Origin of the sequence: Kluyvera sichuanensis (assembly GCF_014218705.1) — a bacterium.
Lineage (GTDB): Bacteria > Pseudomonadota > Gammaproteobacteria > Enterobacterales > Enterobacteriaceae > Kluyvera > Kluyvera sichuanensis.
The window spans coordinates 1-24,505 of sequence record NZ_JABBJF010000020.1 but is presented as its reverse complement, the minus strand read 5'-3'; the positions used below and the strand labels follow the sequence as shown (position 1 = coordinate 24,505).

Sequence of the window (24,505 nt, the reverse complement as noted above, 5' to 3'; positions counted from 1 at the left end):
TCCGGCCTACCGTTCAAGTCCCCCAACCTCAATCACATAAAATGTGACCTCTGGCGGCTTTACAGTGCTTTACGCTATACTAACCGCTGAAATTGTCGCCCCATCACCTACGGGGCGGTTTTCAATGTGTATTCCACACGGATTTATAAACTTCCCCTTCCGAGGATCTGGCCCGACGGGCTGGATAAGATATGTTAAACAGTATATTAATCATACTCTGTCTGATCGCTGTAAGTGCGTTCTTCTCAATCTCTGAGATCTCACTTGCGGCATCACGCAAGATCAAACTGAAACTGCTTTCTGATGAAGGCAATACCAACGCCCTACGTGTTATAAAAATGCAGGAAAACCCCGGTATGTTCTTTACCGTGGTGCAAATCGGCCTTAACGCCGTTGCCATTCTCGGCGGTATCGTCGGCGACGCAGCTTTCTCCCCCGCGTTCAACTCCTTGTTCTCCCAATATATGTCAGCGGAACTCTCCGAGCAGTTGAGCTTTATTCTCTCCTTCTCGCTGGTGACCGGGATGTTTATCCTGTTCGCGGATTTAACCCCGAAACGCATCGGTATGATTGCGCCTGAAGCCGTGGCTCTGCGTATCATCAACCCGATGCGCTTCTGCCTGGCGGTCTTCCGGCCGCTGGTGTGGTTCTTCAACGGCATGGCCAACATCATCTTCCGCATCTTCAAGCTGCCGATGGTGCGTAAAGATGACATTACTTCCGACGATATCTACGCGGTGGTGGAAGCCGGTGCGCTGGCTGGCGTACTGCGTAAGCAGGAGCACGAGCTGATTGAAAACGTGTTCGAGCTGGAATCTCGTACCGTGCCGTCGTCGATGACCCCGCGCGAAAACGTTATCTGGTTCGATCTGCACGAAGACGAACAGAGTCTGAAAAACAAAGTCGCCGAACACCCGCACTCCAAGTTCCTGGTGTGTAACGAAGACATTGACCACATCATTGGCTACGTCGACTCTAAAGACCTGCTGAACCGCGTGCTGGCTAACCAGAGCATGGCGCTGAACAGCGGCGTGCAGATCCGCAATACGCTGATCGTGCCGGACACCCTCACCCTCTCTGAAGCGCTGGAAAGCTTCAAAACCGCCGGCGAAGACTTCGCGGTTATCATGAACGAATACGCGCTGGTCGTGGGGATCATCACCCTTAACGACGTGATGACCACGCTGATGGGCGACCTGGTCGGCCAGGGGCTTGAAGAGCAGATCGTCGCCCGTGACGAAAACTCCTGGCTGATTGATGGCGGTACGCCAATTGATGACGTGATGCGCGTGCTGGATATCGACGATTTCCCGCAGTCGGACAACTACGAAACCATCGGCGGCTTCATGATGTTTATGCTGCGCAAAATCCCGAAACGCACCGATGCGGTGAAGTTCTCCGGCTACAAGTTCGAGGTAGTGGATATTGATAACTACCGCATCGACCAGCTGCTGGTGACGCGCATTGATAACAAGCCGACGGTGCTGGTGCCGAAACAGGCCGATATCATTGAAAGCGAACAGCGCACCGCATAAAACGCGAGTGCCAGAAACATCAACGGCTCCCATTGGGAGCCGTTTTTAATTCTGCCGCATCGTGTTCTGATTACGCCATGTCTGTCTGTAGGCGTAACACGTGGCGGTTAACTTCAGACATCACAGAAAGGTGCTGAATGTCTCTGACTTTTGGGATAAGAATTTTGCCCTTATCAAATTCAAAAGCGCCAACGTCCTTGATGTACAACCGTCCACGGAACAGGGTCTTAACGTATTTGGCTACCTGAAACGGGTTGTAGCGTTGGAAAATTTTCATTCTAATCTCCTGCAAGTACTACGCCCTTGTTGTCCACATTTGGCTCAACGCTCCGGGGCGCAAAGTGAAGTACTTGTTAACTATAGTCCATAACAACAGAGGTCCTCTATCTTAGAGGACCTTATTTACCTTTTTATTACAATAATTCAGAACTTTCTTTTCAGCTATACGACGAACACAGTATAAGCCTTCGATTTCGTGAGATTGTGTGCGTTCCTCCACAAACTGGCACCACCTTTGCGGGAAAAAACCATAGATCGCACATATGATTAAAGCTATCGGCCAAGTGGTCGGATCACCTGCATATAAAAAGGAAAAACCATGACCCTACGTACCCTGCTGGCGGTTTCATGCCTGTTAATGCCGTTAATGGCTGCCGCGCATAACTTTACAAATGGACAACGTGTTTCGCCGGTTGGCGTGGCGGATCGCGGCGAACTGATTCTCGATAACGATAAGTTTAGTTATAAAAACTGGAATAGCGCGCAGCTGCCTGGAAAAGTGAGAGTGGTGCAACATATTGCCGGGCGTTCATCGGCAAAAGAGAAAAATGCGACACTCGTCGAGGCGATTAAAGCGGCGAATTTACCGCACGACCGTTACCAGACCACCACAATTGTGAATACGGACGACGCGATCCCTGGCTCGTCGATGTTCGTGCGCAGCAGTATTGAGAGCAATAAAAAGCTCTATCCGTGGTCACAGTTTATCGTCGACAGCGATGGAGTGGTGCGCAAAGCCTGGCAACTGGATGAAGGCAGTTCTGCCATTGTGGTGCTGGACAAAGAGGGGCGGGTTCAGTGGGCCAAAGATGGGGCGCTGACGCAGGAAGAAGTGCAGCAGGTGGTTGCCCTGCTGCATAAGCTACTCAATTAAAAAATAGAGACCCGGAAGCCGGGGTTCAGGAACGATTCACGCGGGGTGTAATCCAGCGTTTTCCCCTGCCAGTCGTTGACGTGAGCACCGGCTGCAGCGGCCACCGCGTGCCCTGCGGCGGTATCCCAGATGTTGGTTGGCCCGAAGCGCGGGTAAAGCTGCGCTTCGCCTTCCGCCACCAGGCAGAACTTCAGCGATGAGCCGATAGATGCGGTATCGTGCTCGCCCAACTGCTGCAGATACTCTTTCAGCTCGTCATCGTTGGCATAGTGAGAACGGCTCACCACGACCTTCGGCGGGTTCGCGTCGCGCACCTGAATCGGCTTACGCACGCCGCACTCTTCTTTCCACGCCTTGCCGTTTTCCGCGCTGTACATCACCTTGAGTACCGGTGCGAACACCACGCCCAGCACCGCCTTGCCGTTTTCAATCAGCGCGATATTGACCGTGAACTCGCCGTTGCGCTTGATGAACTCTTTGGTGCCGTCAAGCGGATCCACCAGCCAGTAACGCTGCCAGTGCTGGCGTACGTCCCAGCCCGGTGGGTCCTCTTCTGAGAGAATGGGCACGTCCGGCGTCAGTGCCTTCAGCCCTTTGATAATCACATGGTGCGCGGCGATATCGGCGGCCGTAACCGGCGAATCATCCTGCTTGCTGGTGACGTCCAACGGCAGCTTCCCGTCGTACACCTGCATAATGGCATCGCCTGCGTCACGCGCAAGCTGACAGACTTGTTCTAACATTCTCCACCTCGTTGAGATTACAGTGGCGTTAACTTATTGTTTTATTTATATCGCATCGCCGTTAATTCTGCTATTCCCATCATCGTCCCGGATATCTGTGAACCGCTGCCGATTTCCTGTCACGCATTTCTGGCATGATTCACATCCTCGTAAGTAACAGAATACAAATACATTTAAATCTGTGTCTCAGATCTAAAAAAAGGATGCCTCTGATGATCAAGTTTAGCGCAACGCTTCTGGCGACGTTGATTGCTGCCAGCGTAAATGCCGCAACGGTGGATCTCCGCATTATGGAAACCACTGATTTGCACAGCAATATGATGGATTTTGATTACTACAAAGATACCGCCACCGAAAAATTCGGGCTGGTGCGCACCGCGAGCCTGATTAACGCTGCTCGTGATGAAGTAAAAAACAGCGTACTGGTCGATAACGGTGACGTTATCCAGGGCAGCCCGATGGGCGATTACATGGCGGCCAAAGGGCTGAAACAGGGTGATGTGCACCCGGTTTATAAAGCCATGAACCTGCTCGATTACAGCGTCGGTAACCTCGGTAACCACGAATTCAACTACGGTCTGGATTACCTGCATAAAGCGCTGGCAGGCGCTAAATTCCCGTACGTTAATGCCAATATCATCGACGTTAAGACCAAAAAGCCGCTGTTTACGCCGTATCTGATTAAAGAAACTGAGGTGGTCGATAAAGACGGTCACAAGCAGACGCTGAAGATTGGCTACATCGGCTTTGTGCCACCGCAGATCATGACCTGGGATAAAGCCAACCTGAGCGGCAAAGTGACGGTGAACGACATCACCGAAACCGCGCGTCAATACGTGCCCGAGATGCGCGCCAACGGCGCAGACGTGGTGGTGGTAATTGCCCACTCCGGCCTCTCCGCTGACCCGTATCAGGCGATGGCGGAGAACTCCGTCTATTACTTAAGCCAGGTGCCGGGCGTCGATGCCATTATGTTTGGCCACGCGCACGCGGTGTTCCCGAGCAAAGACTTCGCCAGCATCAAAGGGGCGGATATTGCCAAAGGCACGCTTAACGGCATTCCCGCGGTAATGCCGGGAATGTGGGGCGACCATCTGGGCGTAGTTGACCTGGTGCTGAACAACGACAGCGGCAAATGGCAGGTAGCTTCCGCACAGGCGCAGGCACGCCCGATTTACGATGCGGCAGCGAAGAAATCGCTGGCGGCAGAAGACCACAAGTTGGTTGATGCACTGAAGGCCGATCACGATGCCACCCGCGAGTTTGTCAGCAAGCCTATCGGCAAGTCTTCCGACAATATGTACAGCTACCTGTCGCTGGTGCAGGACGACCCGACCGTGCAGGTGGTGAACATGGCGCAAAAAGCCTACGTTGAGCACTTTATTCAGGGCGACCCGGATCTGGCAAAACTGCCGGTGCTTTCTGCTGCCGCGCCGTTCAAAGTCGGTGGACGTAAGAACGATCCGGCAAGCTACGTCGAAGTAGAAAAAGGCCAGCTCACCTTCCGTAATGCCGCCGACCTCTATCTCTACCCGAACACCCTGGTGGTGGTGAAAGCCAGCGGCAAAGAGGTGAAAGAGTGGCTGGAGTGCTCCGCCGGGCAGTTCAACCAGATTGACCCGCACAGCAGCAAGCCGCAGTCGTTGATTAACTGGGACGGTTTCCGTACCTACAACTTCGACGTTATCGACGGTGTCGATTATCAGGTTGATGTGACCCAACCGGCACGCTACGACGGCGAATGCCAGAGCATCAACCCGACATCCGAGCGCATCAAGAACCTGACCTTTAACGGCAAGCCGATTGACCCGAACGCCACGTTCCTCGTCGCGACCAACAACTACCGCGCCTACGGCGGCAAGTTCGCCGGCACCGGCGACAGCCATATCGCTTTCGCTTCACCGGATGAAAACCGTTCAGTGCTGGCGGCGTGGATTAGCGAACAGTCGAAGAACCACGGGGAAATTCACCCGGCGGCGGACAACAACTGGCGCCTGGCCCCGATTCACAGCGACACCAAACTTGATATCCGCTTTGAAACCTCGCCGTCAGAAAAAGCGGCGGCGTTTATCAAAGAGAAAGCGCAGTATCCGATGAAGCAGGTGGCGACGGATGAGATTGGGTTTGCGATTTATCAGTTGGATTTGAGTAAGTAAGTCCTGTGCACTTCCCGGCGTCGCTGCGCTCGGCCGGGCTACGATGGCATGTAGCCCGGCCGAGGCGTTTACGCCGACGTCGGGATCTGCTGCGCCATCACCGTCGGCAAATTCACCTCAATCCAATCCGCCAGTGCCGCCACCTTCTCACTCACCTCTTCACCCAGCGGCGTCAGGCTATACTCAACGTGCGGCGGCACCACCGGGTAGGAGATACGGTTGATAAAACCGTCCTGCTCCAGCGCCTGCAGCGACTGGGCGAGCATTTTTTCGCTGACCCCACCCATCTTGCGGCGCAGGTCGCTAAAGCGATGCGTGCCTTCACGCAGCGCCACCAGAATCAGCACACCCCAACGGCTGGTCACGTGTTTGAGCACGTCCCGTGATGGGCAGCTTTCGGCAAACAGATTGCCGTTACGCAACTTTTGCGTCAGCGTTGGATTTATTTCTTTCATACTTACCTTTTTGTACGTACTTACTAAAAGTTAGTTATGGTGATAGCTTACCACAACACCATACGAACACGAAGGAGAAGACCCATGATCGCCATTACCGGAGCCACCGGCCAGCTTGGCCAGCACGTCATTGCTAACCTGCTCAACACCACTGCCGCCAGCCAACTGGTTGCCGTCGTCCGCAACCCGGCGAAAGCCGAAGCGCTGAGCCAGAAAGGTATCGTCGTTCGTCAGGCCGATTACGGCGACGAAGCGGCGCTGACCAAAGCCCTTCAGGGCGTGGATAAGCTGCTGATTATCTCCTCCAGCGAAGTCGGCCAGCGCGCGCCGCAGCACCGCAATATCATCAACGCCGCCAAAGCGGCGGGCGTGAAGTTCATCGCCTACACCAGCCTGCTGCACGCCGATAAATCGCCGCTGGGCCTGCACGTTGAACACGTCGAAACCGAGAAAATGCTGGCCGACTCCGGCATTCCTTATGCGCTGCTGCGTAACGGCTGGTATACCGAAAACTATCTGGCGAGCGCACCGCCTGCGCTGGAGCACGGCGTGTTTATTGGCGCCGCCGGTGAAGGCAAGATCGCATCGGCAACTCGTGAAGACTACGCCGCTGCTGCCGCGCGCGTCATTGCTGAAGAAGGCCACGCGGGGAAAGTGTACGAACTAGCCGGGGACCACGGCTGGACGCTGAGTGAACTGGCCGCCGAACTGGCAAAACAGAGCGGTAAAAAAGTGGTGTATCAGAACCTGAGCCAGGCCGATTTCGCCGCCGCGCTCAAAAGCGTGGGCCTGCCTGATGGTTTGGCTGACATGCTGGCGGACTCTGACGTTGGGGCCTCCAAAGGCGGCCTGTTCGACGACAGCCACACCCTGAGCAAACTGATTGGTCGCCCAACCACACCGCTTGCACAGAGCGTCAAAGGCATCCTGTAATCGTTAAAAATCGGTTAAATGTGGTAGCGCCCCCGCGGGCCATCTCTGATAATAAAAGAATGGTCCAGGGGGAAATATCACGTGCAAGGCGTACCAGAACAGTTCAGCGATGAGAAAGACAGCGCCCGCTTTCGCCATCTGGCGCAGGTGCCGGGCGTTGAGCTTTATCATGCCCATATCTCCCGCTACGCCTTTGAACCCCACACCCACGAAGCCTTTGGTATTGGCGTGATTGAAGCCGGTGCCGAGCGCTTTCGCTATCGCGGTACCCAGCACGTTGCACCGGTCCACTCGGTAGTCACCATGAATCCGGACGAACTGCACACCGGCGAGGCAGAAACCGCCGACGGCTGGCGCTACCGGATGATTTACCTCCAGCCCGATCTGCTTGAAGAGGTCACCGGCGTTCGCCACTGGTGGTTTGATGATGTCACCCGCCACGACCCGCAGCGCTCGCTGTTGATTGGCCGTCAGATCCACGCCCTCTGGCATACCGACGACCCGCTCGCGCAAAAAGGGCTGCTGCTGGATATGATCGACACCTTCCAGCCGCTGGCCTGCCATGCGCCGGTGCTGGCTGAAGGGGCGCACCGCTTTGCCCACGTGCGCGACTATCTCTACGACAACTACATGCACCCGATTACCCTCGACGAGCTGGCGAACGTCGCGGCGCTGAGTCCGTGGCACTTCCAGCGCCAGTTCAAAGCCCACTTCCACGTCACACCGCACCAGATGCTGATGGCCGTACGTTTATGGCGCGCCAAAGAGTTTCTCACCCACGGCATGCCCGCCGCTGAGGTTGCCGCCGCCACCGGGCTGACCGACCAGTCGCACCTGACCCGCGCGTTTACTCAGCGCTACGGCATTACGCCGGTGCGCTACCAAAAACAGGTTGTCCGTCGCTAATCAGCAATCTCATACAATACGGCGCTGCTTTCCCCTCCTACACTTTTCAGCATGTTCAACAGAAGTGGAAATCATGATGATTAGCGGTGTGCTGTATGCCCTGTTAGCGGGTTTGATGTGGGGGCTTATTTTTGTCGGGCCGTTAATCGTGCCGGATTACCCGGCGGTATTGCAGTCAATGGGGCGCTATCTGGCGCTGGGGCTGATTGCCCTGCCGCTGGCGTGGCTCGGCCGGGCGCGTCTGCGTCAGCTTACGCGTCAGGACTGGTGGACAGCGCTGGGGCTGACGATGGTCGGCAACCTTATCTATTACGTCTGCCTTGCCAGCGCCATTCAGCGCACCGGGGCGCCGGTTTCAACGATGATCATCGCTACCCTGCCGGTGGTAATCCCGATTTTCGCCAACCTGCTCTATAGTCAGCGCGACGGTAAGCTGTCGTGGATGCGGCTGATGCCCGCGCTGGTGCTGATTGGCATCGGCCTGCTGTGCGTGAATATCGCCGAGCTGCGTCAGGGGCTGCCGGATTTCAGCGGCTGGCGCTACGGCTCCGGGATTGCGCTGGCGAGCGTGTCGGTGGTGTGCTGGGCGTGGTATGCCCTGCGTAACGCCCGCTGGCTGCGGGAGAATCCGCACCAGCCGCCGCTGATGTGGGCCACCGCGCAGGCGCTGGTCACGCTGCCGGTTTCCGTTATCGGATACGTCGCGGCCTGTCTGTGGTTGAACGCCCAGACGCCGGAGTTTGCGCTGCCTTTCGGCCCACGGCCAACGGTGTTTATTGGGTTGATGATTGCCATCGCCGTGCTCTGTTCGTGGGTGGGAGCGCTGTGCTGGAACGTCGCGAGCCAACGGCTGCCGACGGTGATCCTTGGGCCGTTGATTGTCTTTGAAACGCTGGCGGGGCTGCTGTACACCTTCCTGCTGCGCCAGGAAATGCCACCGATGCTGACGCTGAGCGGGATTGCGCTGCTGGTGATAGGCGTGGTGATTGCGGTGCGATCAAAACCGCAGAAACCGGCGGTGGTGCCGGTCTCTGAGGTCTGAGGCTTAGAAGGTTTCCCAGTTCGCTTCGTTGAGCGGCGCAGCTTTCGCCGTTGGCACGAAGGCTTTTTTCATCGGCGCTTTCTGCATCGACTGCTGGCGGGAGATTTTAAAGACCGCCACCGTCTCATTCAGGCGCGCCGCCTGCTCTTCCAGCGCTGATGCGGCGCTGGCGGACTCTTCCACCAGCGAGGCGTTCTGCTGAGTAACGCGGTCCATCTCAGCAACGGCCTGGCCGACCTGGTCAATACCGCGGCTTTGCTCATCAGAGGCGGAAGCGATTTCACCCATGATGTCGCTGACGCGAGTGACGGCGTTGACGATCTCCGCCATCGTTTCACCCGCTTCGTGCACCAGCGCAGAGCCGGCGCTGACGCGGTTGCCCGAGTCATCAATCAGCCCTTTAATCTCTTTCGCGGCCTGCGCGCTGCGCTGGGCCAGCGTACGCACTTCACCGGCAACCACGGCAAAGCCGCGACCCTGCTCTCCAGCTCGCGCCGCTTCTACCGCCGCGTTCAGCGCCAGAATGTTGGTCTGGAAGGCAATGCCATCAATGACGTTGGTGATCTGAGCGATTTTGCTGGAGCTGGCGGCAATCTCGTCCATCGTACGCACCACGCCGTCGACGACGTTACCGCCCTTCTGCGCGGTTTCAGACGCGTTCTGCGCCAGTTGGGTGGCCTGACGCGCGTTGTCGGCGTTCTGCTTCACCGTCGCGGTCAGCTGTTCCATGCTGGCAGCGGTCTGTTCCAGCGAGGCCGCCTGCTGTTCGGTACGGGAAGAGAGATCGTTACTGCCAGCAGAGATTTCACCTGCGCCGGTGTAGATGGTGTCAGCGCCTTCACGCACCACGCCGACGGTCTTCGCCAGCGACTGCTGCATGTCGTTGACGTTACGCGCCAGCAGCGCCATTTCGTTGCTGCCTTCGGTATTAATATCGTTGGTCAGGTCGCCTTCGGCAATGTGACGAATGTGATCCATCACTTTATGCAGCGGCTTGAGCAGCACGCGCTGCATCGCCACCCAGCTCACCACAATAACCGCCAGCGCCACTGCCAGCATGACCCCAAGGCTCCACAAAATCCGCACGTAGTCGCTCTCATTTTGTTTCACCCCGGCGCTGGTCAGCGTTGCCTGCGCCGCACGCCAGTCCTGATACACCGCCTGCATCGCCTGCTGTTTTTGCTCAGCGTTTTGCTTGAACATCTCTTCCAGCTTGCCTTCCGCCAGCAGTTCATTCATGCGGGCGAGCGTTGCGGAGTAGATGCCGTACTGTTTCTCAAGGCTGTCTGACAGGTGGCCGTCCATGCCCGGTGTTTCCGGTAAAGCGTAATAGGTGTCGTAATGACGTTTCGCATCGGCCAGCAAATTGTTGGCCGTATCCACCAGCGTTTTCAGTTCGCCGCCGTTAACGCTGCTCGCCATGGTACCCTGCAGACGCAGCATGCCGCGGTTAAGGGTCACGCGCGCCTGGTTGAGGCTAATCCATGCATCGGTAAACTCCGCCACGTTCTGGCTGGAGAGCTGTGAGACGGTAAAATTCTGCTTGTCGTTATTCAGCGCGCGTACAAACACGCCCGCCGAAATCAGCTGCATCGCGCCCAGCGCGACCAGTACGACAATCAGGACGGTAATCACTTTTATTCTTTTAAACATCTTTTGCCTTTAAGTGCAGGTGGTCTGAAGTCTCACTATCGGCAGCGCCACGCGCTTGTTTAATCGATTCAGGTCTTACCAGCGTCATTATCAATAAGATTCAGCACGTTAAAGCGTAATAAATTTTTGTGACAACCATCACTGAATTCCCCCTCCCTACAAAGGGGTATATCCTCAACTTAAAGATGCATTTAAAATACATCTTATATTATTGATGACGAGGTAACTGCAATGGCCTTTCGCGACCAACCATTAGGCGAGCTGGCGCTCTCCATCCCACGCGCATCCGCGCTGTTCCGTAAATACGATATGGATTACTGCTGCGGCGGTAAGCAGACGCTGGCCCGTGCGGCGGACCGCAAAGAGCTCGACGTTGCCGTGATTGAAGCTGAGCTGGCAAAACTGGCCGAGCAGCCGGTGGAAAAAGATTGGCGCGTAGCACCGCTGGCCGAAATCATCGACCACATCATCGTGCGTTACCACGACCGTCACCGCGAACAGCTGCCAGAGCTGATTCTACAAGCCACAAAAGTCGAACGTGTGCATGCCGACAAACCGAACGTGCCAAAAGGCCTGGCGAAATACCTGACCATGCTGCATCAGGAGCTTTCCAGCCACATGATGAAAGAGGAGCAGATTCTGTTCCCGATGATCAAACAAGGCATGGGCAGCCAGGCGATGGGGCCAATCAGCGTGATGGAAAGCGAGCATGACGAGGCAGGTGAACTGCTGGAAGTGATCAAGCACACCACCCAGAACGTCACTATTCCACCGGAAGCCTGCACCACCTGGAAGGCGATGTACAACGGCATCAACGAGATGATCGATGACCTGATGGAGCACATCAGCCTCGAGAATAACGTGCTGTTCCCGCGCGCGCTCAAAGGCGAATAAGATGACTACGCGCCTCCCCTTGCGGGAGGCGTTTTCTATTACAGCAGTCCTTTCTGGCGGAAGGTTTCCCGCGTCGCCACGTTAAGGTCCATACTGGCCAGCGCTTCGGGTTTCACCCACGCGACCGCCTGAAACTCCTCGTTGAAAGTAATATCCCGGTTGGCGCTCACGCAGTCGAAGATGAGATAAATCATGTAGATCTGCTCGGTCGTTCCATCGGCGTAGGTTTTTACCCGCACGTCATCACGGAAGGTCCACGGCTTCACCTCAGTAATCTCCAGCGCCTCTCCCAGCTCTTCACCAATCTCGCGTCTCAGCGCTTCTTCCATGGTTTCGCCTGGCTCCATACCACCGCCGGAAATCGCCCACTGCCCGGGGAAAACACCACGGTCATCGGCCATTTTACACAGCAGGTATTCGCCCTCGTTTTGAATCACCGGGCAGACAATCGTTCTCTGACGCATTTCATCTCCATACGCTTTTCGTTTGTGGCGGGGAAAGTAGCACGTTAAGAAAAGGGGGACTACGAGGCGGGGCTCAAAAACAAAGAAAGCGCCACGATGGGCGCTTTGTGTTGCTTCCCCCTCACCCTAACCCTCTCCCCAAAGGGGAGAGGGGACCGTTCGGTGCGGTTTTTCCCCTCGACCCTCTGGGGAGAGGGTCGGGGTGAGGGGCGAAATTCGCTTACTTAGCCAGCTTGTTCTTACGCAGGAACATCCAACCCAGCCCCAGCACGATGAACCAGATTGGCGTCACCATCAGCGCTTCACGGGTGTCCGCTTCCAGGGTCAGCAGTACCAGAACGAAGGCGAAGAACGCCATGCAGACCCAGCACATCACTTTGCCCAGCGGCATTTTGTAGATGGATTTTTCATGCAGGTGTGGACGCTGCTTACGGTATACCAGGTAAGAGCACAGGATAATCGTCCAGACGAACATAAACAGAATCGCCGACACGGTGGTGATCATGGTGAAGGCCGCGATCACGCTTGGGTTCACCATCAGCATCACCACGCCGCCCAGCAGGCAGATACAGGAGAAGGTCAGCCCTTTTGCCGGTACCGCACGCTTAGAGAGCTTGGCGAACAGGCTTGGTGCCACGCCGTCCTGCGCCAGGCCGAACAGCATACGGCTGGTAGAGAACACGCCGCTGTTGGCAGAAGAGGTCGCAGAGGTCAGCACCACGAAGTTGATGATGCTCGCCGCCGCCGGCAGCCCGACCAGCATGAACAGCTCAACGAACGGGCTCTTGTTTGGTACAACCGAGCTCCACGGGGTCACGGACATAATCACAATCAGCGCAAACACGTAGAACATGATGATACGGATTGGAATGGAGTTAATCGCGCGTGGCAGGGATTTCTCAGGATCTTTGGTTTCCGCCGCGGTGGTACCGACCAGCTCAATCCCCACGAAAGCGAAGACGGCTATCTGGAAGCCCGCAAAGAAGCCGCTGATGCCTTTCGGGAACCAGCCACCGTCGTTCCACAGGTGAGCGAACGACGCTTCTACGCCGGTCGGTGATTTGAAGTGCATCAGCACCATCACCAGGCCGACGATAATCAGCGCCACGATGGCGACGATTTTGATCATCGCAAACCAGAACTCCATCTCACCGAACATCTTCACGGTGGCGAGGTTCAGGCTCAGCAGCAGGACTACCACCGCCAGCGAGGCCACCCAGTCAGAGAGTCCGGGGAACCAGAACTGCGCGTAGGCGGTGATGGCGACGACGTCCGCCATCCCGGTCACCACCCAGCAGAACCAGTAGGTCCAGCCGGTAAAATACCCAGCCCATGGGCCAAGCAGGTCTGCGGCAAAGTCGCTGAACGATTTGTACTCGAGGTTGGAGAGCAGCAGCTCACCCATCGCACGCATCACGAAGAAAAGCATAAAGCCGATGATCATATAAACGAAGATGATCGATGGCCCAGCGAGACTGATAGTTTTGCCCGATCCCATAAACAGCCCGGTACCGATGGCGCCGCCGATGGCAATTAGCTGAATATGTCGGTTTGTGAGGTTTCGCCGTAGCGATTGTTCAGCCGGCTCCTGCTCAGCGGCAGCAGCGACTTTGATCTGATCAACCATGTATTTTTCTTCCTGTTGTTTCTGTCTGTGTTGTGCGGGCTCTACTGGCCCTTTATGTCGTCATGCAAGACGATCCTATCTATAGGATGTCTCGATATTAGGTAAGAATCGGAGGGATGAATACTATGATTTAAATATAATGTTAATTTTATGTTTAAAGTGAGTGTTATATCACCTCACCTATGGGAAACAGCTCACAAAAATACACGCAATTGCTGTATTTGCAAGATTAAATCCCAACATATATCTAACTTCAGGAGTTTGTATCCCCTCCCCGGACGGAGAGAGGATAAGTGCGAGGATTACAGGATTTCCAGTAACTCGACTTCGAAGACCAGGGTGCTGAACGGAGGGATGGAAGCACCCGCGCCACGCTCGCCGTAGGCCAGGCTATGAGGGATAGTCAGTTCCCACTTAGAGCCAACCGGCATCAGGGTCAGTGCTTCAATCCAGCCAGCGATAACGCCGTTAACCGGGAATTCAGCTGGCTCGCCGCGCGCGACGGAGCTGTCGAATACGGTGCCGTCAATCAGCTTACCGGTGTAGTGCACGCGAACGTGATCGGTACGCGCTGGGATTGCGCCTTCGCCTTGGGTCAGAACGCGGAACTGCAGGCCGGATTCGGTGCTGTTTACGCCTTCTTTCTCACGGTTTTCTTCCAGATATTTCACGCCGTCTTCGGCCATCGCCGCAAAACGTTCACGACGCACGGCATCAGCACGTTCGTGGATTTCACGCAGCGCACGATGAACAACGTCTACCGGCACGGCAGGCTGTTTGCCTTCCAGCGCATCAGCGATACCGGCAACCAGTGCTTCCGGCAGTAAACCCTGCAAACCGGACTCGCTCAGCTGCTGCCCTACCTGCAGGCCGATACCGTAGCTTGCCTGTGCTTCAATAGTGTCAAAAGTCGGGGTGGCCATCGTCTTTCCTTTCTTCGGGTATAAAGTAGCGGGCAGCATAGCAGCCACGCCGCACAGGGTAAAACTTTGTGTCAGGAAAGATGACAAATTCCCGGGAAAAAGAAACCATTCAGATGCCCTATAGGATATGATGAAAATGCGCTTTGCCACGTTCATCAGGCAGTTAGCCATCTATACTGGATAGCATCGACACGGAGCAGGAGGAGAGCCATGCCCGGGAGATTTGAAATAAAACCTTTGCTGGTGAAAATCTGGCACGCGCCGGACGATCTTCGCATCCTGGACCCGCTGCCGCCTGCCCACCGTCGCGGCGTGATTGTTGCTGCACTGGCTATTATTGTCGGCTTCCTGCTGCCTTCCGCTGACGACAGCCCACCGGCGCAGGTCACGCGTTCCGCTCAGCTGGATTTCCAGTCGCAGTCGCAAACGCCGCAGCCGGACGCCCAGCCGCTTCACGCCCAGTTGGTGACGCCATCTAACGATCTCGATCAGGTTGCCCCTGTCGCGCCGGAACCGGTGCAGGAAGAGCAGCCGAGCGAACAGCAGGCTGCGCCGTCGCGCACTCAGCCGTATCAGGAGAGCCGCAGCAGCAACGAATGGCATACCTATCAGGTAGAAGCCGGTAAAACGCTGGCGCAGCTGTTCCGTGACAACAATCTGCCGCCAACGGACGTATATGCCATGGCGCAGGTCGAAGGTACGGGTAAACCGCTTAGCAATTTAAAGAATGGTCAGAAGGTACAGATTCGTAAGAACGCCAACGGCGTGGTAACCGGGTTAACCATTGAGTCCGACAACGGCCAGGTGCTGTTTACCCGCCAGCCGGACGGCAGCTTTATTCGCGCGCGTTAACACATCTTGATCGCGACGCCGAGTCTCCCCGGCGTCGCTTCGCCCGGCCGGGCTACTTTTTAACTTTATTGACCCACCAAATCCCCGAACAGACCAGCACCAGCGCCAGCGCGTATTTCCACTCGAGAATATTTTCCCCGAGGAAAATCGCCGACAGCACCGAGCCCGATACCGGGATCAGGAAGTTAAACGGCGCAATCATTCCCACGCGGTTGTACTTGAGCAGAATGCTCCACAGCGCAAAGGCGACCGACGAGAGCAGCGTCAGATAGCCAAGAATCGCCACCGATGAGAAACCGTGGAAGGTCAGCGTGCCGCCGCTCAGATAGCCGCCGACCACCAGCGCCAGGCCACCCAACGCCAGCTGGTAGCCGGTCATCACCGTCGGGTCTACCGTTTGGGAGATGCGTTTTCCGTACAGCGACGCTGCCGACAGGATAAACGCCGCCAGCACCACCGAGCCATCGCCCAGGCTAAAGTTGAAGTCCAGCAGCCCGCTATTGAAGTTCACCGCCATCACCCCGGCAAAGCCGAGAATACAGCCCAGCGTCTTGTTATAGCTCAGTCGGTCGTTCTGGTAGATAAAGTGCGCCAGCAGCACGCTAAAGAAGGTGCCGGTAGCGTTCATGATTGACCCTTTCACCCCGGTGGTGAAGGCAAGGCCAATGTAAAAGAAGATGTACTGCAGCGAAGTCTGCGTCAGCCCTAGCAGGGTCAGCTGACCGAACTGCCGTGCGCTCAGGCGCGCCACCGGCTTGCGCTGCGCCATCGCCAGCAGCAGCAGTATCAGCCCGGCAAACAGGAAGCGGTAGCCGGCAAAGACGATTTTAGTCGGGATATCATCGGCGGCGATCTGAAACAGCTCATACCCGCTCTTAATCGCCGGGTAGGCGCTTCCCCACAGCAGACAGCAGAATGCGGCACAGAGATAGACGATGTTTTTACGGGAAAACAGAGGATGCTGGCGCAGAGTTTCCATTCTTTCACCAAAAATTAAAATATTGTTTTAATTTTTTGATTATCGCGAAAAGGATGAAAGATAGCCAGTCGAAAAGTGGGGAGGTCTAAAAAGCAAAACGCCGGCACAAGGCCGGCGGTTTGTTGTTACCAAAACGTGGGTTGCTGATTAAGCAGCAACAACGTTGATGATAACTTTAGCGAATACTTCGCTGTGAACCTGGAAGTCCACTTCGTGCTCGCCAACAGTACGCAGAACGCCGTTCGGCAGGCGAACTTCGCTCTTCGCAACTTTAACGCCAGCTGCAGTAACTGCATCAGCGATGTCGCGAGTACCGATGGAACCGAACAGTTTACCTTCGTCGCCTGCTTTAGACGCGATGGTTACTGATTCCAGTGCTACGATCTGTGCAGCACGAGCTTCTGCAGCGCCCAGAACGTCAGCCAGTTTGGCTTCCAGTTCTGCACGACGTGCTTCGAAGAATTCAACGTTTTTCTTGGTAGCAGGAACAGCTTTGCCCTGTGGTACCAGGAAGTTACGAGCGTAGCCCGCTTTAACGTTAACTTGATCACCCAGGGTGCCCAGGTTTGCTACTTTATCAAGCAGAATAACTTGCATTACCTTATCCTCTTAAAGTCGTTAATAGACGGCGGCCGATTACTGATGACGATCGGTATACGGCAGCAGGGACAGGTAGCGAGCGCGCTTGATGCAGCGAGCCAGCTGACGCTGGTATTTTGCACGAGTACCGGTGATACGGCTCGGGACAATTTTACCGCTTTCGGTAATGTAGTTTTTCAACGTTGCGATGTCTTTGTAATCGATCTCAACAACGCCTTCCGCGGTGAAACGGCAGAACTTGCGACGACGGAAATAACGTGCCATATGGCTAGTCTCCAGAATCTATCAATTCAATCTGCTCGGCATGCAGAACCATTTTGCTCAGGCCATTCTTTGCTTTGTGGCAACAGATAAAACCCTGAACAGTGACTGCACTGCCGACCGTTATACTGTGAGTAATGGCCTGGTTTTCGTGTCCGCTAATAATAACGGGCATTTGGCACCACGCCTGCCGGTGAAAACCGGCTTCCTCCTGCACAGAACGATGCTCAAGCACGAACTGGCAATGAGGAATTCCTGATGGGCTGACCTTGCGAAGCGGTGTTCTGCACACTGTGCCGGATAACACCAGACGATTGGTCATCAGAAATTACTCTTCAGAATCCCCAGCTTCAGCATCATCTGAGGTTTCGTTTGCGAAATCATCGCGACGTTCACGACGCTCGTCTTTCGCTTTAACCATCGGAGACGCTTCGGTAACAGCGTGCTTAGTACGCATAACCATGCTGCGGATAACGGCATCGTTGAAGCGGAAGTTAGTTTCCAGCTCATCGATCACTTCCTGCGGCGCTTCAACGTTCAGCAGAACGTAGTGAGCTTTGTGCAGTTTGTTGATCGGGTAAGCCAGCTGACGGCGGCCCCAGTCTTCCAGACGGTGGATCGTGCCTTCTGCTGCAGTGATTGCACCAGTGTAGCGCTCGATCATACCCGGAACCTGTTCGCTCTGGTCAGGATGGACCATAAAAACGATTTCGTAATGACGCATCGAATTGCTCCTTACGGATTATTCAGCCTCCTGTCTGGGTCAGCCGAGGCCCATGGAGGCAAGGAACGTGTTAAAGGTCGGCTGAAAAATGACGCGTAATAATACTTGCCAGCCCCGGGAAACTCAAGCTGATTGCGCAAAAAATTCACACAAAACGCAAAGTCGACCTAAGTCAGTGATTTAAAATTAAACAGCCCCGAATGCGGCAATTTTTTGAACAACAGCATCAGAAAAGGTCGCCATACACTTGCCAAAGACCGATTACAATTAAGTCAGTAGTCAACCACAGCAAGAGGAGAGCCCCCGCGTTATCGCCAGGACTGTCAGTAAGGAGTCGAGTATGAAATCTATCGTCATTGCCGCAATGGCTGTGTTACTGGCAAGCGCCAGCGCACAGGCTGCCATTAAGATCGATGGCCATCAGGCACGTAACATGGACGATGTTCAGAGCCTGGGGGTTATCTATATCAACCATAATATCGCCACTGAGCAAGAGGCCGACCAGGCGCTCAGTCAGGAGAGCGATGCTCAGGGGGCGAAATATTTTCAGCCCATCCTGATACATGAGCCCGGAAGCAACGGTTTGATCCACGCGAGCGCTGCGCTGTATCGCTAATCCCGTGCTTCGTTCTTCGCCCCCGCACTGAGGGCGAAGAACGCCTGCCGTAAAAAGGCCCCGGAATCAGACCAGTAACATCCCGAAGGCGTACAAATCCCGGAGCACAATTTTTAGGTTAACGATCACTGCCCGTAATAAGCGTTCGGGCCATGCTTACGCATAAAGTGTTTGTTCATCAGGTAGCGGTCGATCGGGCTAAGCGCCGGGTTGATACCGCGCGCGATCCACGCCATTCTTGCCACCTCTTCCATCACCACCGCGTTATGCACCGCGTCGTGCGCGTCTTTCCCCCAGGCAAACGGGCCATGCTGATACACCACAATTCCCGGCGTATGCAATGGCTCAACGTCACCCAGCGTCTCGATGATCACCTTGCCGGTGTTCAGCTCATATTCGCCCTGCACTTCAGCTTCGGTTAACGCCCGGGTACAGGGAATATCGCCAAAGAAATAGTCCGCATGGGTCGTGCCGAGCGCGGGGATCGCCAGGCCAGCCTGCGCCCACGCGGTCGCATGCGTAGAATGGGTATGCACTACGCCGCCAAGAGACGGGTAGCGGCGATACATGGCCAGGTGCGTCGCGGTGTCGGAAGAAGGGCGATAGCGCCCTTCAACCACGTTGCCGTCCATATCCACAACGACCATGTCATCCACGGTCATGGTCTCATACGCCACCCCGCTGGGCTTAATCACCACCCGGCCGCGTTCGCGGTCGATAGCGCTGACGTTGCCCCAGGTAAAGGTCACCAGACCATAGCGCGGCAAATCCATATTGGCATCAAACACCTGCTGTTTTAGCTTTTGCATTATGCCGCCTCCACCAGCCCGGCGCGGGCCATTCTGGCCTTCACCCAATCGCGCGCTTTTGCCACTTCACCCGCCGGGTCGTCCGAGGTTTCACTCCACATCTCAATCAGATATGGGCCGCAGTAGCCGCTCTCGCGCAGCGTTTCAAAGCAACGTTCGAAATCGACAACGCCTTCACCAAAGGGAACGTTTTTAAAGACGCCGGGTTTGGTGTCTTTCACGTGCACGGCGACGATATGCCCTATCCCGGCCTGCAGTTCCATCTGCACGTCGTTATCCCACGCCGACAGGTTGCCGATGTCCGGATAAAGCTGGAACCACGGGTTATTCAGGTAGTGCGCATAACCGAGCGCCTTACTGATGGAGTTCATCAGTGGGTAATCCATGATCTCCATCGCCAGCGTGACCTGCGCGCGGCTGGCCATTTCAACGCTCTCCTTCAGGCCGTCGCGAAAACGCCGACGCGTTTCGTCATTCGCCTGTTGGTAATAGACGTCGTACCCCGCCAGTTGAATCACCCGAATGCCGATATCCTGCGCGAAGCGGATAGCTTTACGCATAATCTCCAGCCCCTGGTTGCGAACGTCGTCATCTTCACAGCCCAGCGGGAAGCGACGATGGGCGCTCAGGCACATCGACGGCACCCGCACGCCGGTTTCCGCAATTGCGCTTACCAATGCCAGGCGCTGCTCGCGGCTCCAGTCGAGGCGCGACAGGCGCTCGTCGGTTTCATCCACCGACATTTCAACGAAATCAAAGCCCAGCGCTTTTGCCAGACGCAGGCGCTCCAGCCAGCACTCCCCGGCAGGGAGCGCTTTTTCATAGATGCCAAGCGGTGTCTGTTTCGACAACATAACCGCTCCTTAGCCCCAAAGCTGCGCAATAGAGCGCTTGAACTGACGCGCTGCTTCCACCGGGGACGCGGCATCACGAATGCTACGACCGGCAATAAAGACGTGAATAGGTATGCCCGCGAATAGCGGCAGATCTTCCAGCGCCAGCCCACCGGTGACGGTCACTTTAAAGCCCATCTCTGCCAGACGTTTTATAGCGCTGATATCCGCCTCGCCCCACGCCACACCGGCTGCCTGCGCATCGCGGCTGCGGTGATAGACCACCTGCTGAATGCCCGCATCACGCCACTCTTTGGCCTGCTCCCAGGTCCAGTAGCCGGTCAGTTCAATCTGCACGTCGCCGTTAAACTCTTTTGCCACGTCCAGCGCGCCCTTGGCGGTGTTGATATCCGCACAGCAGATGACGGTGACCCAGTCAGCATTAGCTTCAAAACACATACGGGAGAGGATTTTGCCCGCATCGGCAATTTTGGCGTCGGCCAGCACGATTTTATGCGGGTACAGCGCCTTAAGGTCGCGCACCGCGCGCACCCCTTCGCCAACGCAAAGAATGGTGCCGACTTCAATGATATCAACCTCTTCCGCAATCAGACGGGTGGTTTCGTAGGCGTGGGACAGCGTCTGGTTATCCAGCGCAACCTGCAACATCGGTAATGACATATTCAATTCCTTCTTAAGCTGTCGCCGCCAGGGTGGCGCTATCGATTAAATCCAGCACTTCCTGCTCGGTGCGGCAGGCGCGTAAACGGTCGAAATTGGCTTCATCTTCAAACAGATTGACGATCTGCATGATGCCCTCTTCCTGATGGGTGCGAGCATCGACCGCCGCCAGGGTGATGAGAATATCGACCGGGTCGTTGTCTTCGTGGTTAAACACCATCGGGGTTTTCAGGGTGACTAATGCAAAACCGTTTTTCTTCACCCCTTCTTCAGGGCGGCCATGCGGCATCGCCAGACCTGGGGCAATAACGAAGTACGGGCCGAAGCGCTCAACGCCATCCAGAATCGCCTGGAAGTAGCGCGGCTCTACCACACCAGCCTCCACCAGCAGATCCACGCCCACTTTGACCGCCTCCTGCCAGCTATTGGCTTCCGCCTGCAGGCGGATGGATTTATTCTCCGCCAATGAATCACGTAGCTTCATAGGTTGTCCTTACTTCACGTCTTTCGGGAAATGCGCGCTGATGACTTCCATCAGCTTCGGACCAAAATCGGCCGCCGAGAGCATATTGCGTACGCCCACCACGTATTTGTTGCCGGAGACGGTGATTTCGCTCGCCACGTGGGTGGAGGCGATAATGATGTCGGCCCCGCTCAGCTCGCTTTTGTACTCGCCTACCGCACAACTGTTCACCGTGTGATCAACACCCTGCTCTTTGAGGAACTGGTCGACTTTCATCTTCATAATCATGGAGCTGCCTTGCCCACAACCACATACAGCCAGGATACGTACGGTCATAATCAACACTCCTTAGTGAGCAGAAACTTCTGCCATTTGTTTTTCCGCATCTTCTTCGGCACGCAGGGTGCGGCCAGCGAAGAACATATAAGCCAGGGCAATCACGATAATGACGGCCATGAAAATCAGCCCGATGGAGGCAAAGCCCTGCATCATCGGCGGTGCCAGAATTGACCAGTCGGCCATCCCCATCCAGGCGCTCATACCGGTCAGTTTCACCGCCCATACGCAGCCGAAGATTTCGATCATCCCCATCACCAGACAAATCTTGAGCGCCGCGCGCCAGCCGCCGAAGTGGTTGGCAAAGACGCCGATGGTGGCGTTGGAGAAGAACATCGGGATAAAGCCAGGAATAATCAGGATGGAAGAGCCGCAGCCGACCAGAATGCCCACGGCAATCAACTGGCCGATGGTGCCCCACATAAAGCCCCATACAACGGCGTTTGGCGCGAAGCTATAGATGGCGGCGCAGTCAATCGCCAGGACGGCACCGGGGATCAGACGCTGAGAGATACCGTTGAAGGCTTCGGACAGCTCGGCGACGAACATACGTACGCCCTGGGTGATGATGAAAATCGCCACCGCAAACGAGAAGCCGGTTTGCAGAATGTAGATGGTCCAGTGGGTTTTACCGGCCATCGCCTGCACCACGTCCAGACCAAACGACAGCAGAATCGCGCCGAAGAAGACCGTCATCACGATGGCGGTGGAGACAATGTTGTCATGGAAGATATTGAGCCAGCCCGGCAGCTTCAGATCCTCCACGCTCTCCTCTTTTTTACCGAGGAACGGCGCAACCTTGTAGGCAATCCATGAAGCAAATTGCTGCTGGTGACCGATGGAGAAGCCGCAGTTATCCGTCACTTCCTGGGTCGGCTTGTACATCATGTTGGAGGTAATGCCCCAGTAGAGCGACACCAGCACCGCGGTGCAGATAATGGTGGTCCACATCGAGTAGCCGCAGATATAGAAGAACACCGCAATCAACCCGGCCTGCTGGAACATGATGTGCCCGGTGAGCATGATGGTGCGGATCCCCGTAATACGCCGCAGCAGTACGTAGCAGATGTTCAGCGCCAACGCTAACAGCACCGCATATCCCACCCAGCTATAGGCATCACCCATGCGTTCGATGGTTGCCATCATTGAGGCGTAGGTATCAGAGATGGCACCGTTGATGCCGTAGACCTCGGACATCTTTGCCACCACCGGTTTGAAGGTGCTGGTCAGGATGCCGGACCCCGCCTGCAGCAGCATAAAACCGATAATCGTTTTGATAGTGCCTTTGATAATCACGCTGACGCTTTTACGCAGCAGGATATAGCCAAGACAGGTCACGATACCCAGCAGCAGCGGGGCGTTGGTCATCACCTGATTAAAAAAGACGGTAAAGATGTTGTAGAGGATCTCCATAACGCTCTCCGATAAATGAAGTGGCTGAACCAGCAACCCTGCTCAGCGGTGGTGTGACACACTCTAATAATCAAAAATAATCACAACAAGATGCAATTTGATTAAATGTGACGCGCACCGCAATAATAAGCACACTTAAAGGATGGAATTAATAACCATTCAAAAAACATTAAATTAATTCAATTAAATCAATTATGTAATAATAAAACATAGGTTAACAATTATTGATTTATGGTTACCAGCCATTGAGATCGCCCTCTCACACGTCAAAAAACATCATTGCAATAATGAAAAAACGGTGACAACATCAATCATAACAAATCACAGTATGATTATTTATGACGATTTAAGAGGAAAACACGATGAGTAAAGTTGAGACCATCTCGCGAGAATCCTGGATCCTGAGCACCTTCCCAGAGTGGGGCAGCTGGCTGAATGAAGAGATCGAGCAGGAGCAGGTCGCGCCGGGCACTTTTGCGATGTGGTGGCTGGGCTGCACCGGTATCTGGCTGAAATCAGAGGGCAGCACCAACGTCTGCGTCGATTTCTGGTGTGGTACGGGGAAACAGAGCCACGGCAACCCGCTAATGAAGCAGGGTCATCAGATGCAGCGCATGGCGGGGGTAAAAAAATTACAGCCGAATCTGCGCACCACGCCGTTTGTGCTGGATCCGTTTGCCATTCGTCAGATCGATGCCGTGCTGGCGACCCACGATCATAACGATCATATCGACGTGAACGTGGCGGCCGCTGTTATGCAGAACTGCGCGGACGACGTGCCATTTATCGGGCCACAAACCTGCGTCGATCTGTGGGTGGGCTGGGGCGTGCCAAAAGAGCGCTGCATCGTGGTGAAACCGGGTGACGTGGTGAAGGTAAAAGATATTGAAATTCATGCGCTTGATGCCTTTGACCGCACTGCGCTGATTACGCTACCTGCCGATCAAAAAGCCGCTGGCGTACTGCCGGACGGTATGGACGCCCGCGCCGTAAACTACCTGTTCAAAACGCCGGGCGGCACCCTGTATCACAGCGGTGACTCCCACTACTCCAACTACTACGCCAAGCACGGTAACGAGCACCATATCGACGTCGCGCTGGGCTCCTACGGCGAGAACCCGCGCGGGATCACCGACAAAATGACCAGCGCCGATATGCTGCGTATGGCCGAAGCGCTGAACACCAAAGTGGTGATCCCTTTCCACCACGATATCTGGTCAAACTTCCAGGCCGATCCGCAGGAAATTCGCGTGCTGTGGGAGATGAAAAAAGACCGTCTGAAATACGGATTTAAGCCGTTTATCTGGCAGGTTGGCGGCAAGTTTACCTGGCCGCTGGATAAAGATAATTTCGAATATCACTATCCGCGTGGCTTCGACGATTGCTTTACCATTGAGCCGGATCTGCCGTTTAAATCGTTCTTATAATTGCACATTCCCGGCGTCGGGGGGGGG

At 55.4% G+C, this 24,505-nt stretch carries 28 protein-coding genes; 10 read left to right on the top strand and 18 right to left on the bottom strand.

The window, feature by feature from the left end; translation table 11 throughout:
* Positions 1–191: 191 nt before the first annotated feature.
* Positions 192–1,535: a hemolysin family protein gene (locus HII27_RS17865; protein ID WP_185669125.1), complete on the top strand. Its 1,344-nt coding sequence runs from the start codon at positions 192–194 to the stop codon at positions 1,533–1,535.
* Between the two features lie 70 nt (positions 1,536–1,605).
* Here HII27_RS17865 and HII27_RS17860 read toward each other — a convergent pair whose 3' ends face one another.
* Entirely contained in the window at positions 1,606–1,812 is a 207-nt protein-coding gene (locus tag HII27_RS17860; protein WP_035893246.1) for a DUF1107 domain-containing protein, read from the bottom strand.
* Positions 1,813–2,133: 321 nt separating this feature from the next.
* Between HII27_RS17860 and HII27_RS17855 the strand changes: the two genes are divergently transcribed.
* Entirely contained in the window at positions 2,134–2,688 is a 555-nt protein-coding gene (locus tag HII27_RS17855; protein ID WP_185669124.1) for a YtfJ family protein, read from the top strand.
* Here HII27_RS17855 and cysQ read toward each other — a convergent pair.
* A complete protein-coding gene (gene cysQ / locus HII27_RS17850; RefSeq protein WP_185669123.1) occupies positions 2,685–3,431 on the bottom strand; it encodes a 3'(2'),5'-bisphosphate nucleotidase CysQ in 747 nt (248 codons plus the stop codon). The genes HII27_RS17855 and cysQ overlap by 4 nt on opposite strands.
* 212 nt (positions 3,432–3,643) lie before the next feature.
* On the opposite strand from cysQ, the gene HII27_RS17845 reads away from it, so the two are divergent.
* Positions 3,644–5,587 (top strand): bifunctional 2',3'-cyclic-nucleotide 2'-phosphodiesterase/3'-nucleotidase, encoded by a 1,944-nt coding sequence (locus HII27_RS17845; protein WP_185669122.1) that lies wholly within the window; start codon positions 3,644–3,646, stop codon positions 5,585–5,587.
* Between the two features lie 68 nt (positions 5,588–5,655).
* On the opposite strand, the gene HII27_RS17840 is transcribed toward HII27_RS17845, so the two are convergent.
* Positions 5,656–6,042 (bottom strand): winged helix-turn-helix transcriptional regulator, encoded by a 387-nt coding sequence (locus HII27_RS17840; protein ID WP_185669121.1) that lies wholly within the window; start codon positions 6,040–6,042, stop codon positions 5,656–5,658.
* Between the two features lie 84 nt (positions 6,043–6,126).
* Here HII27_RS17840 and HII27_RS17835 point away from each other — a divergent pair, with 84 nt between their 5' ends.
* The 3 genes from HII27_RS17835 (at position 6,127) to HII27_RS17825 (ending at position 8,923) form a co-directional block, all read left to right on the top strand.
* Positions 6,127–6,975 (top strand): SDR family oxidoreductase, encoded by an 849-nt coding sequence (locus tag HII27_RS17835; protein ID WP_185669120.1) that lies wholly within the window; start codon positions 6,127–6,129, stop codon positions 6,973–6,975.
* 81 nt (positions 6,976–7,056) lie between these two features.
* A complete protein-coding gene (locus tag HII27_RS17830; RefSeq protein ID WP_185669119.1) occupies positions 7,057–7,881 on the top strand; it encodes an AraC family transcriptional regulator in 825 nt (274 codons plus the stop codon).
* 76 nt (positions 7,882–7,957) lie between these two features.
* Positions 7,958–8,923, top strand: coding sequence for a DMT family transporter (locus HII27_RS17825; protein WP_185669172.1), 966 nt, complete (start codon positions 7,958–7,960; stop codon positions 8,921–8,923).
* Positions 8,924–8,926: 3 nt separating this feature from the next.
* On the opposite strand, the gene HII27_RS17820 is transcribed toward HII27_RS17825, so the two are convergent.
* On the bottom strand, positions 8,927–10,576 hold the full coding sequence (locus HII27_RS17820; protein ID WP_185669118.1) for a methyl-accepting chemotaxis protein: 1,650 nt from the start codon (positions 10,574–10,576) through the stop codon (positions 8,927–8,929).
* Between the two features lie 231 nt (positions 10,577–10,807).
* Here HII27_RS17820 and ytfE point away from each other — a divergent pair, with 231 nt between their 5' ends.
* Positions 10,808–11,470 carry an iron-sulfur cluster repair protein YtfE gene (ytfE, locus tag HII27_RS17815; protein ID WP_185669117.1) on the top strand — a complete coding sequence of 221 codons (663 nt, stop codon included), beginning with the start codon at positions 10,808–10,810 and terminating at the stop codon, positions 11,468–11,470.
* Positions 11,471–11,508: 38 nt separating this feature from the next.
* Here ytfE and nudI read toward each other — a convergent pair whose 3' ends face one another.
* The 3 genes from nudI to fklB all read right to left on the bottom strand — a co-directional run bounded on the left by nudI (position 11,509) and on the right by fklB (position 14,484).
* A complete protein-coding gene (gene nudI, locus HII27_RS17810) occupies positions 11,509–11,934 on the bottom strand; it encodes a nucleoside triphosphatase NudI (RefSeq protein ID WP_185669116.1) in 426 nt (141 codons plus the stop codon).
* Positions 11,935–12,154: 220 nt separating this feature from the next.
* Entirely contained in the window at positions 12,155–13,561 is a 1,407-nt protein-coding gene (gene cycA / locus HII27_RS17805) for a D-serine/D-alanine/glycine transporter (RefSeq protein WP_185669115.1), read from the bottom strand.
* Positions 13,562–13,863: 302 nt separating this feature from the next.
* Positions 13,864–14,484, bottom strand: a complete 621-nt coding sequence (fklB, locus tag HII27_RS17800; protein WP_035893271.1) for an FKBP-type peptidyl-prolyl cis-trans isomerase — start codon at positions 14,482–14,484, stop codon at positions 13,864–13,866.
* 210 nt (positions 14,485–14,694) lie between these two features.
* Here fklB and HII27_RS17795 point away from each other — a divergent pair, with 210 nt between their 5' ends.
* Positions 14,695–15,336 (top strand): LysM-like peptidoglycan-binding domain-containing protein, encoded by a 642-nt coding sequence (locus tag HII27_RS17795; RefSeq protein WP_185669114.1) that lies wholly within the window; start codon positions 14,695–14,697, stop codon positions 15,334–15,336.
* A gap of 52 nt (positions 15,337–15,388) precedes the next feature.
* Here HII27_RS17795 and HII27_RS17790 read toward each other — a convergent pair whose 3' ends face one another.
* From HII27_RS17790 to rpsF, 5 genes are all read right to left on the bottom strand, one after another.
* Positions 15,389–16,315 carry a DMT family transporter gene (locus HII27_RS17790; protein ID WP_185669113.1) on the bottom strand — a complete coding sequence of 309 codons (927 nt, stop codon included), beginning with the start codon at positions 16,313–16,315 and terminating at the stop codon, positions 15,389–15,391.
* A gap of 147 nt (positions 16,316–16,462) precedes the next feature.
* Positions 16,463–16,912 (bottom strand): 50S ribosomal protein L9, encoded by a 450-nt coding sequence (gene rplI / locus HII27_RS17785; protein ID WP_035893274.1) that lies wholly within the window; start codon positions 16,910–16,912, stop codon positions 16,463–16,465.
* Positions 16,913–16,951: 39 nt separating this feature from the next.
* A complete protein-coding gene (gene rpsR, locus HII27_RS17780; protein WP_002210155.1) occupies positions 16,952–17,179 on the bottom strand; it encodes a 30S ribosomal protein S18 in 228 nt (75 codons plus the stop codon).
* A 4-nt stretch (positions 17,180–17,183) separates the two neighbouring features.
* Positions 17,184–17,498 carry a primosomal replication protein N gene (gene priB / locus HII27_RS17775; RefSeq protein WP_062776065.1) on the bottom strand — a complete coding sequence of 105 codons (315 nt, stop codon included), beginning with the start codon at positions 17,496–17,498 and terminating at the stop codon, positions 17,184–17,186.
* 6 nt (positions 17,499–17,504) lie between these two features.
* Entirely contained in the window at positions 17,505–17,900 is a 396-nt protein-coding gene (gene rpsF, locus HII27_RS17770) for a 30S ribosomal protein S6 (RefSeq protein WP_035893279.1), read from the bottom strand.
* A 340-nt stretch (positions 17,901–18,240) separates the two neighbouring features.
* Here rpsF and HII27_RS17765 point away from each other — a divergent pair, with 340 nt between their 5' ends.
* Positions 18,241–18,516: a YdgH/BhsA/McbA family protein gene (locus tag HII27_RS17765; protein ID WP_185669112.1), complete on the top strand. Its 276-nt coding sequence runs from the start codon at positions 18,241–18,243 to the stop codon at positions 18,514–18,516.
* Positions 18,517–18,641: 125 nt separating this feature from the next.
* Here HII27_RS17765 and HII27_RS17760 read toward each other — a convergent pair whose 3' ends face one another.
* From HII27_RS17760 to ulaA, 6 genes are read right to left on the bottom strand one after another with little or no spacing between them, the layout of a single operon-like run.
* On the bottom strand, positions 18,642–19,325 hold the full coding sequence (locus HII27_RS17760; protein WP_185669111.1) for an L-ribulose-5-phosphate 4-epimerase: 684 nt from the start codon (positions 19,323–19,325) through the stop codon (positions 18,642–18,644).
* Positions 19,325–20,179 carry an L-ribulose-5-phosphate 3-epimerase gene (locus tag HII27_RS17755; protein ID WP_185669110.1) on the bottom strand — a complete coding sequence of 285 codons (855 nt, stop codon included), beginning with the start codon at positions 20,177–20,179 and terminating at the stop codon, positions 19,325–19,327. Before HII27_RS17755 ends, HII27_RS17760 begins: the two co-directional genes overlap by 1 nt.
* 9 nt (positions 20,180–20,188) lie before the next feature.
* Complete coding sequence (ulaD, locus tag HII27_RS17750; RefSeq protein WP_185669109.1) at positions 20,189–20,839, bottom strand: 3-keto-L-gulonate-6-phosphate decarboxylase UlaD; 651 nt, start codon at positions 20,837–20,839, stop codon at positions 20,189–20,191.
* A gap of 13 nt (positions 20,840–20,852) precedes the next feature.
* Positions 20,853–21,323, bottom strand: coding sequence for a PTS ascorbate transporter subunit IIA (gene ulaC, locus HII27_RS17745; RefSeq protein WP_185669108.1), 471 nt, complete (start codon positions 21,321–21,323; stop codon positions 20,853–20,855).
* Positions 21,324–21,332: 9 nt separating this feature from the next.
* Positions 21,333–21,638: a PTS ascorbate transporter subunit IIB gene (ulaB, locus tag HII27_RS17740; protein ID WP_185669107.1), complete on the bottom strand. Its 306-nt coding sequence runs from the start codon at positions 21,636–21,638 to the stop codon at positions 21,333–21,335.
* 12 nt (positions 21,639–21,650) lie between these two features.
* Entirely contained in the window at positions 21,651–23,051 is a 1,401-nt protein-coding gene (gene ulaA / locus HII27_RS17735) for a PTS ascorbate transporter subunit IIC (protein ID WP_185669106.1), read from the bottom strand.
* A gap of 362 nt (positions 23,052–23,413) precedes the next feature.
* On the opposite strand from ulaA, the gene ulaG reads away from it, so the two are divergent.
* Complete coding sequence (ulaG, locus tag HII27_RS17730; RefSeq protein ID WP_185669105.1) at positions 23,414–24,478, top strand: L-ascorbate 6-phosphate lactonase; 1,065 nt, start codon at positions 23,414–23,416, stop codon at positions 24,476–24,478.
* Positions 24,479–24,505 lie beyond the last annotated feature (27 nt).

What these genes read in the sequence shown, in the direction of transcription:
- HII27_RS17855 (WP_185669124.1), top strand. Translation starts at nt 2,134, where the DNA reads ATGACCCTACGTACCCTGCTGGCGGTTTCATGCCTGTTAATGCCGTTA.
- HII27_RS17820 (WP_185669118.1), bottom strand. Translation starts at nt 10,576, where the DNA reads ATGTTTAAAAGAATAAAAGTGATTACCGTCCTGATTGTCGTACTGGTC.
- HII27_RS17835 (WP_185669120.1), top strand. Translation starts at nt 6,127, where the DNA reads ATGATCGCCATTACCGGAGCCACCGGCCAGCTTGGCCAGCACGTCATT.
- ulaD (WP_185669109.1), bottom strand. Translation starts at nt 20,839, where the DNA reads ATGTCATTACCGATGTTGCAGGTTGCGCTGGATAACCAGACGCTGTCC.
- ytfE (WP_185669117.1), top strand. Translation starts at nt 10,808, where the DNA reads ATGGCCTTTCGCGACCAACCATTAGGCGAGCTGGCGCTCTCCATCCCA.
- nudI (WP_185669116.1), bottom strand. Translation starts at nt 11,934, where the DNA reads ATGCGTCAGAGAACGATTGTCTGCCCGGTGATTCAAAACGAGGGCGAA.
- fklB (WP_035893271.1), bottom strand. Translation starts at nt 14,484, where the DNA reads ATGGCCACCCCGACTTTTGACACTATTGAAGCACAGGCAAGCTACGGT.
- ulaB (WP_185669107.1), bottom strand. Translation starts at nt 21,638, where the DNA reads ATGACCGTACGTATCCTGGCTGTATGTGGTTGTGGGCAAGGCAGCTCC.
- cysQ (WP_185669123.1), bottom strand. Translation starts at nt 3,431, where the DNA reads ATGTTAGAACAAGTCTGTCAGCTTGCGCGTGACGCAGGCGATGCCATT.
- HII27_RS17755 (WP_185669110.1), bottom strand. Translation starts at nt 20,179, where the DNA reads ATGTTGTCGAAACAGACACCGCTTGGCATCTATGAAAAAGCGCTCCCT.
- HII27_RS17790 (WP_185669113.1), bottom strand. Translation starts at nt 16,315, where the DNA reads ATGGAAACTCTGCGCCAGCATCCTCTGTTTTCCCGTAAAAACATCGTC.
- priB (WP_062776065.1), bottom strand. Translation starts at nt 17,498, where the DNA reads ATGACCAATCGTCTGGTGTTATCCGGCACAGTGTGCAGAACACCGCTT.
- rplI (WP_035893274.1), bottom strand. Translation starts at nt 16,912, where the DNA reads ATGCAAGTTATTCTGCTTGATAAAGTAGCAAACCTGGGCACCCTGGGT.
- ulaG (WP_185669105.1), top strand. Translation starts at nt 23,414, where the DNA reads ATGAGTAAAGTTGAGACCATCTCGCGAGAATCCTGGATCCTGAGCACC.
- HII27_RS17760 (WP_185669111.1), bottom strand. Translation starts at nt 19,325, where the DNA reads ATGCAAAAGCTAAAACAGCAGGTGTTTGATGCCAATATGGATTTGCCG.
- HII27_RS17840 (WP_185669121.1), bottom strand. Translation starts at nt 6,042, where the DNA reads ATGAAAGAAATAAATCCAACGCTGACGCAAAAGTTGCGTAACGGCAAT.
- HII27_RS17865 (WP_185669125.1), top strand. Translation starts at nt 192, where the DNA reads ATGTTAAACAGTATATTAATCATACTCTGTCTGATCGCTGTAAGTGCG.
- rpsF (WP_035893279.1), bottom strand. Translation starts at nt 17,900, where the DNA reads ATGCGTCATTACGAAATCGTTTTTATGGTCCATCCTGACCAGAGCGAA.
- ulaC (WP_185669108.1), bottom strand. Translation starts at nt 21,323, where the DNA reads ATGAAGCTACGTGATTCATTGGCGGAGAATAAATCCATCCGCCTGCAG.
- HII27_RS17860 (WP_035893246.1), bottom strand. Translation starts at nt 1,812, where the DNA reads ATGAAAATTTTCCAACGCTACAACCCGTTTCAGGTAGCCAAATACGTT.
- HII27_RS17825 (WP_185669172.1), top strand. Translation starts at nt 7,958, where the DNA reads ATGATTAGCGGTGTGCTGTATGCCCTGTTAGCGGGTTTGATGTGGGGG.
- HII27_RS17845 (WP_185669122.1), top strand. Translation starts at nt 3,644, where the DNA reads ATGATCAAGTTTAGCGCAACGCTTCTGGCGACGTTGATTGCTGCCAGC.
- rpsR (WP_002210155.1), bottom strand. Translation starts at nt 17,179, where the DNA reads ATGGCACGTTATTTCCGTCGTCGCAAGTTCTGCCGTTTCACCGCGGAA.
- ulaA (WP_185669106.1), bottom strand. Translation starts at nt 23,051, where the DNA reads ATGGAGATCCTCTACAACATCTTTACCGTCTTTTTTAATCAGGTGATG.
- HII27_RS17765 (WP_185669112.1), top strand. Translation starts at nt 18,241, where the DNA reads ATGAAATCTATCGTCATTGCCGCAATGGCTGTGTTACTGGCAAGCGCC.
- cycA (WP_185669115.1), bottom strand. Translation starts at nt 13,561, where the DNA reads ATGGTTGATCAGATCAAAGTCGCTGCTGCCGCTGAGCAGGAGCCGGCT.
- HII27_RS17795 (WP_185669114.1), top strand. Translation starts at nt 14,695, where the DNA reads ATGCCCGGGAGATTTGAAATAAAACCTTTGCTGGTGAAAATCTGGCAC.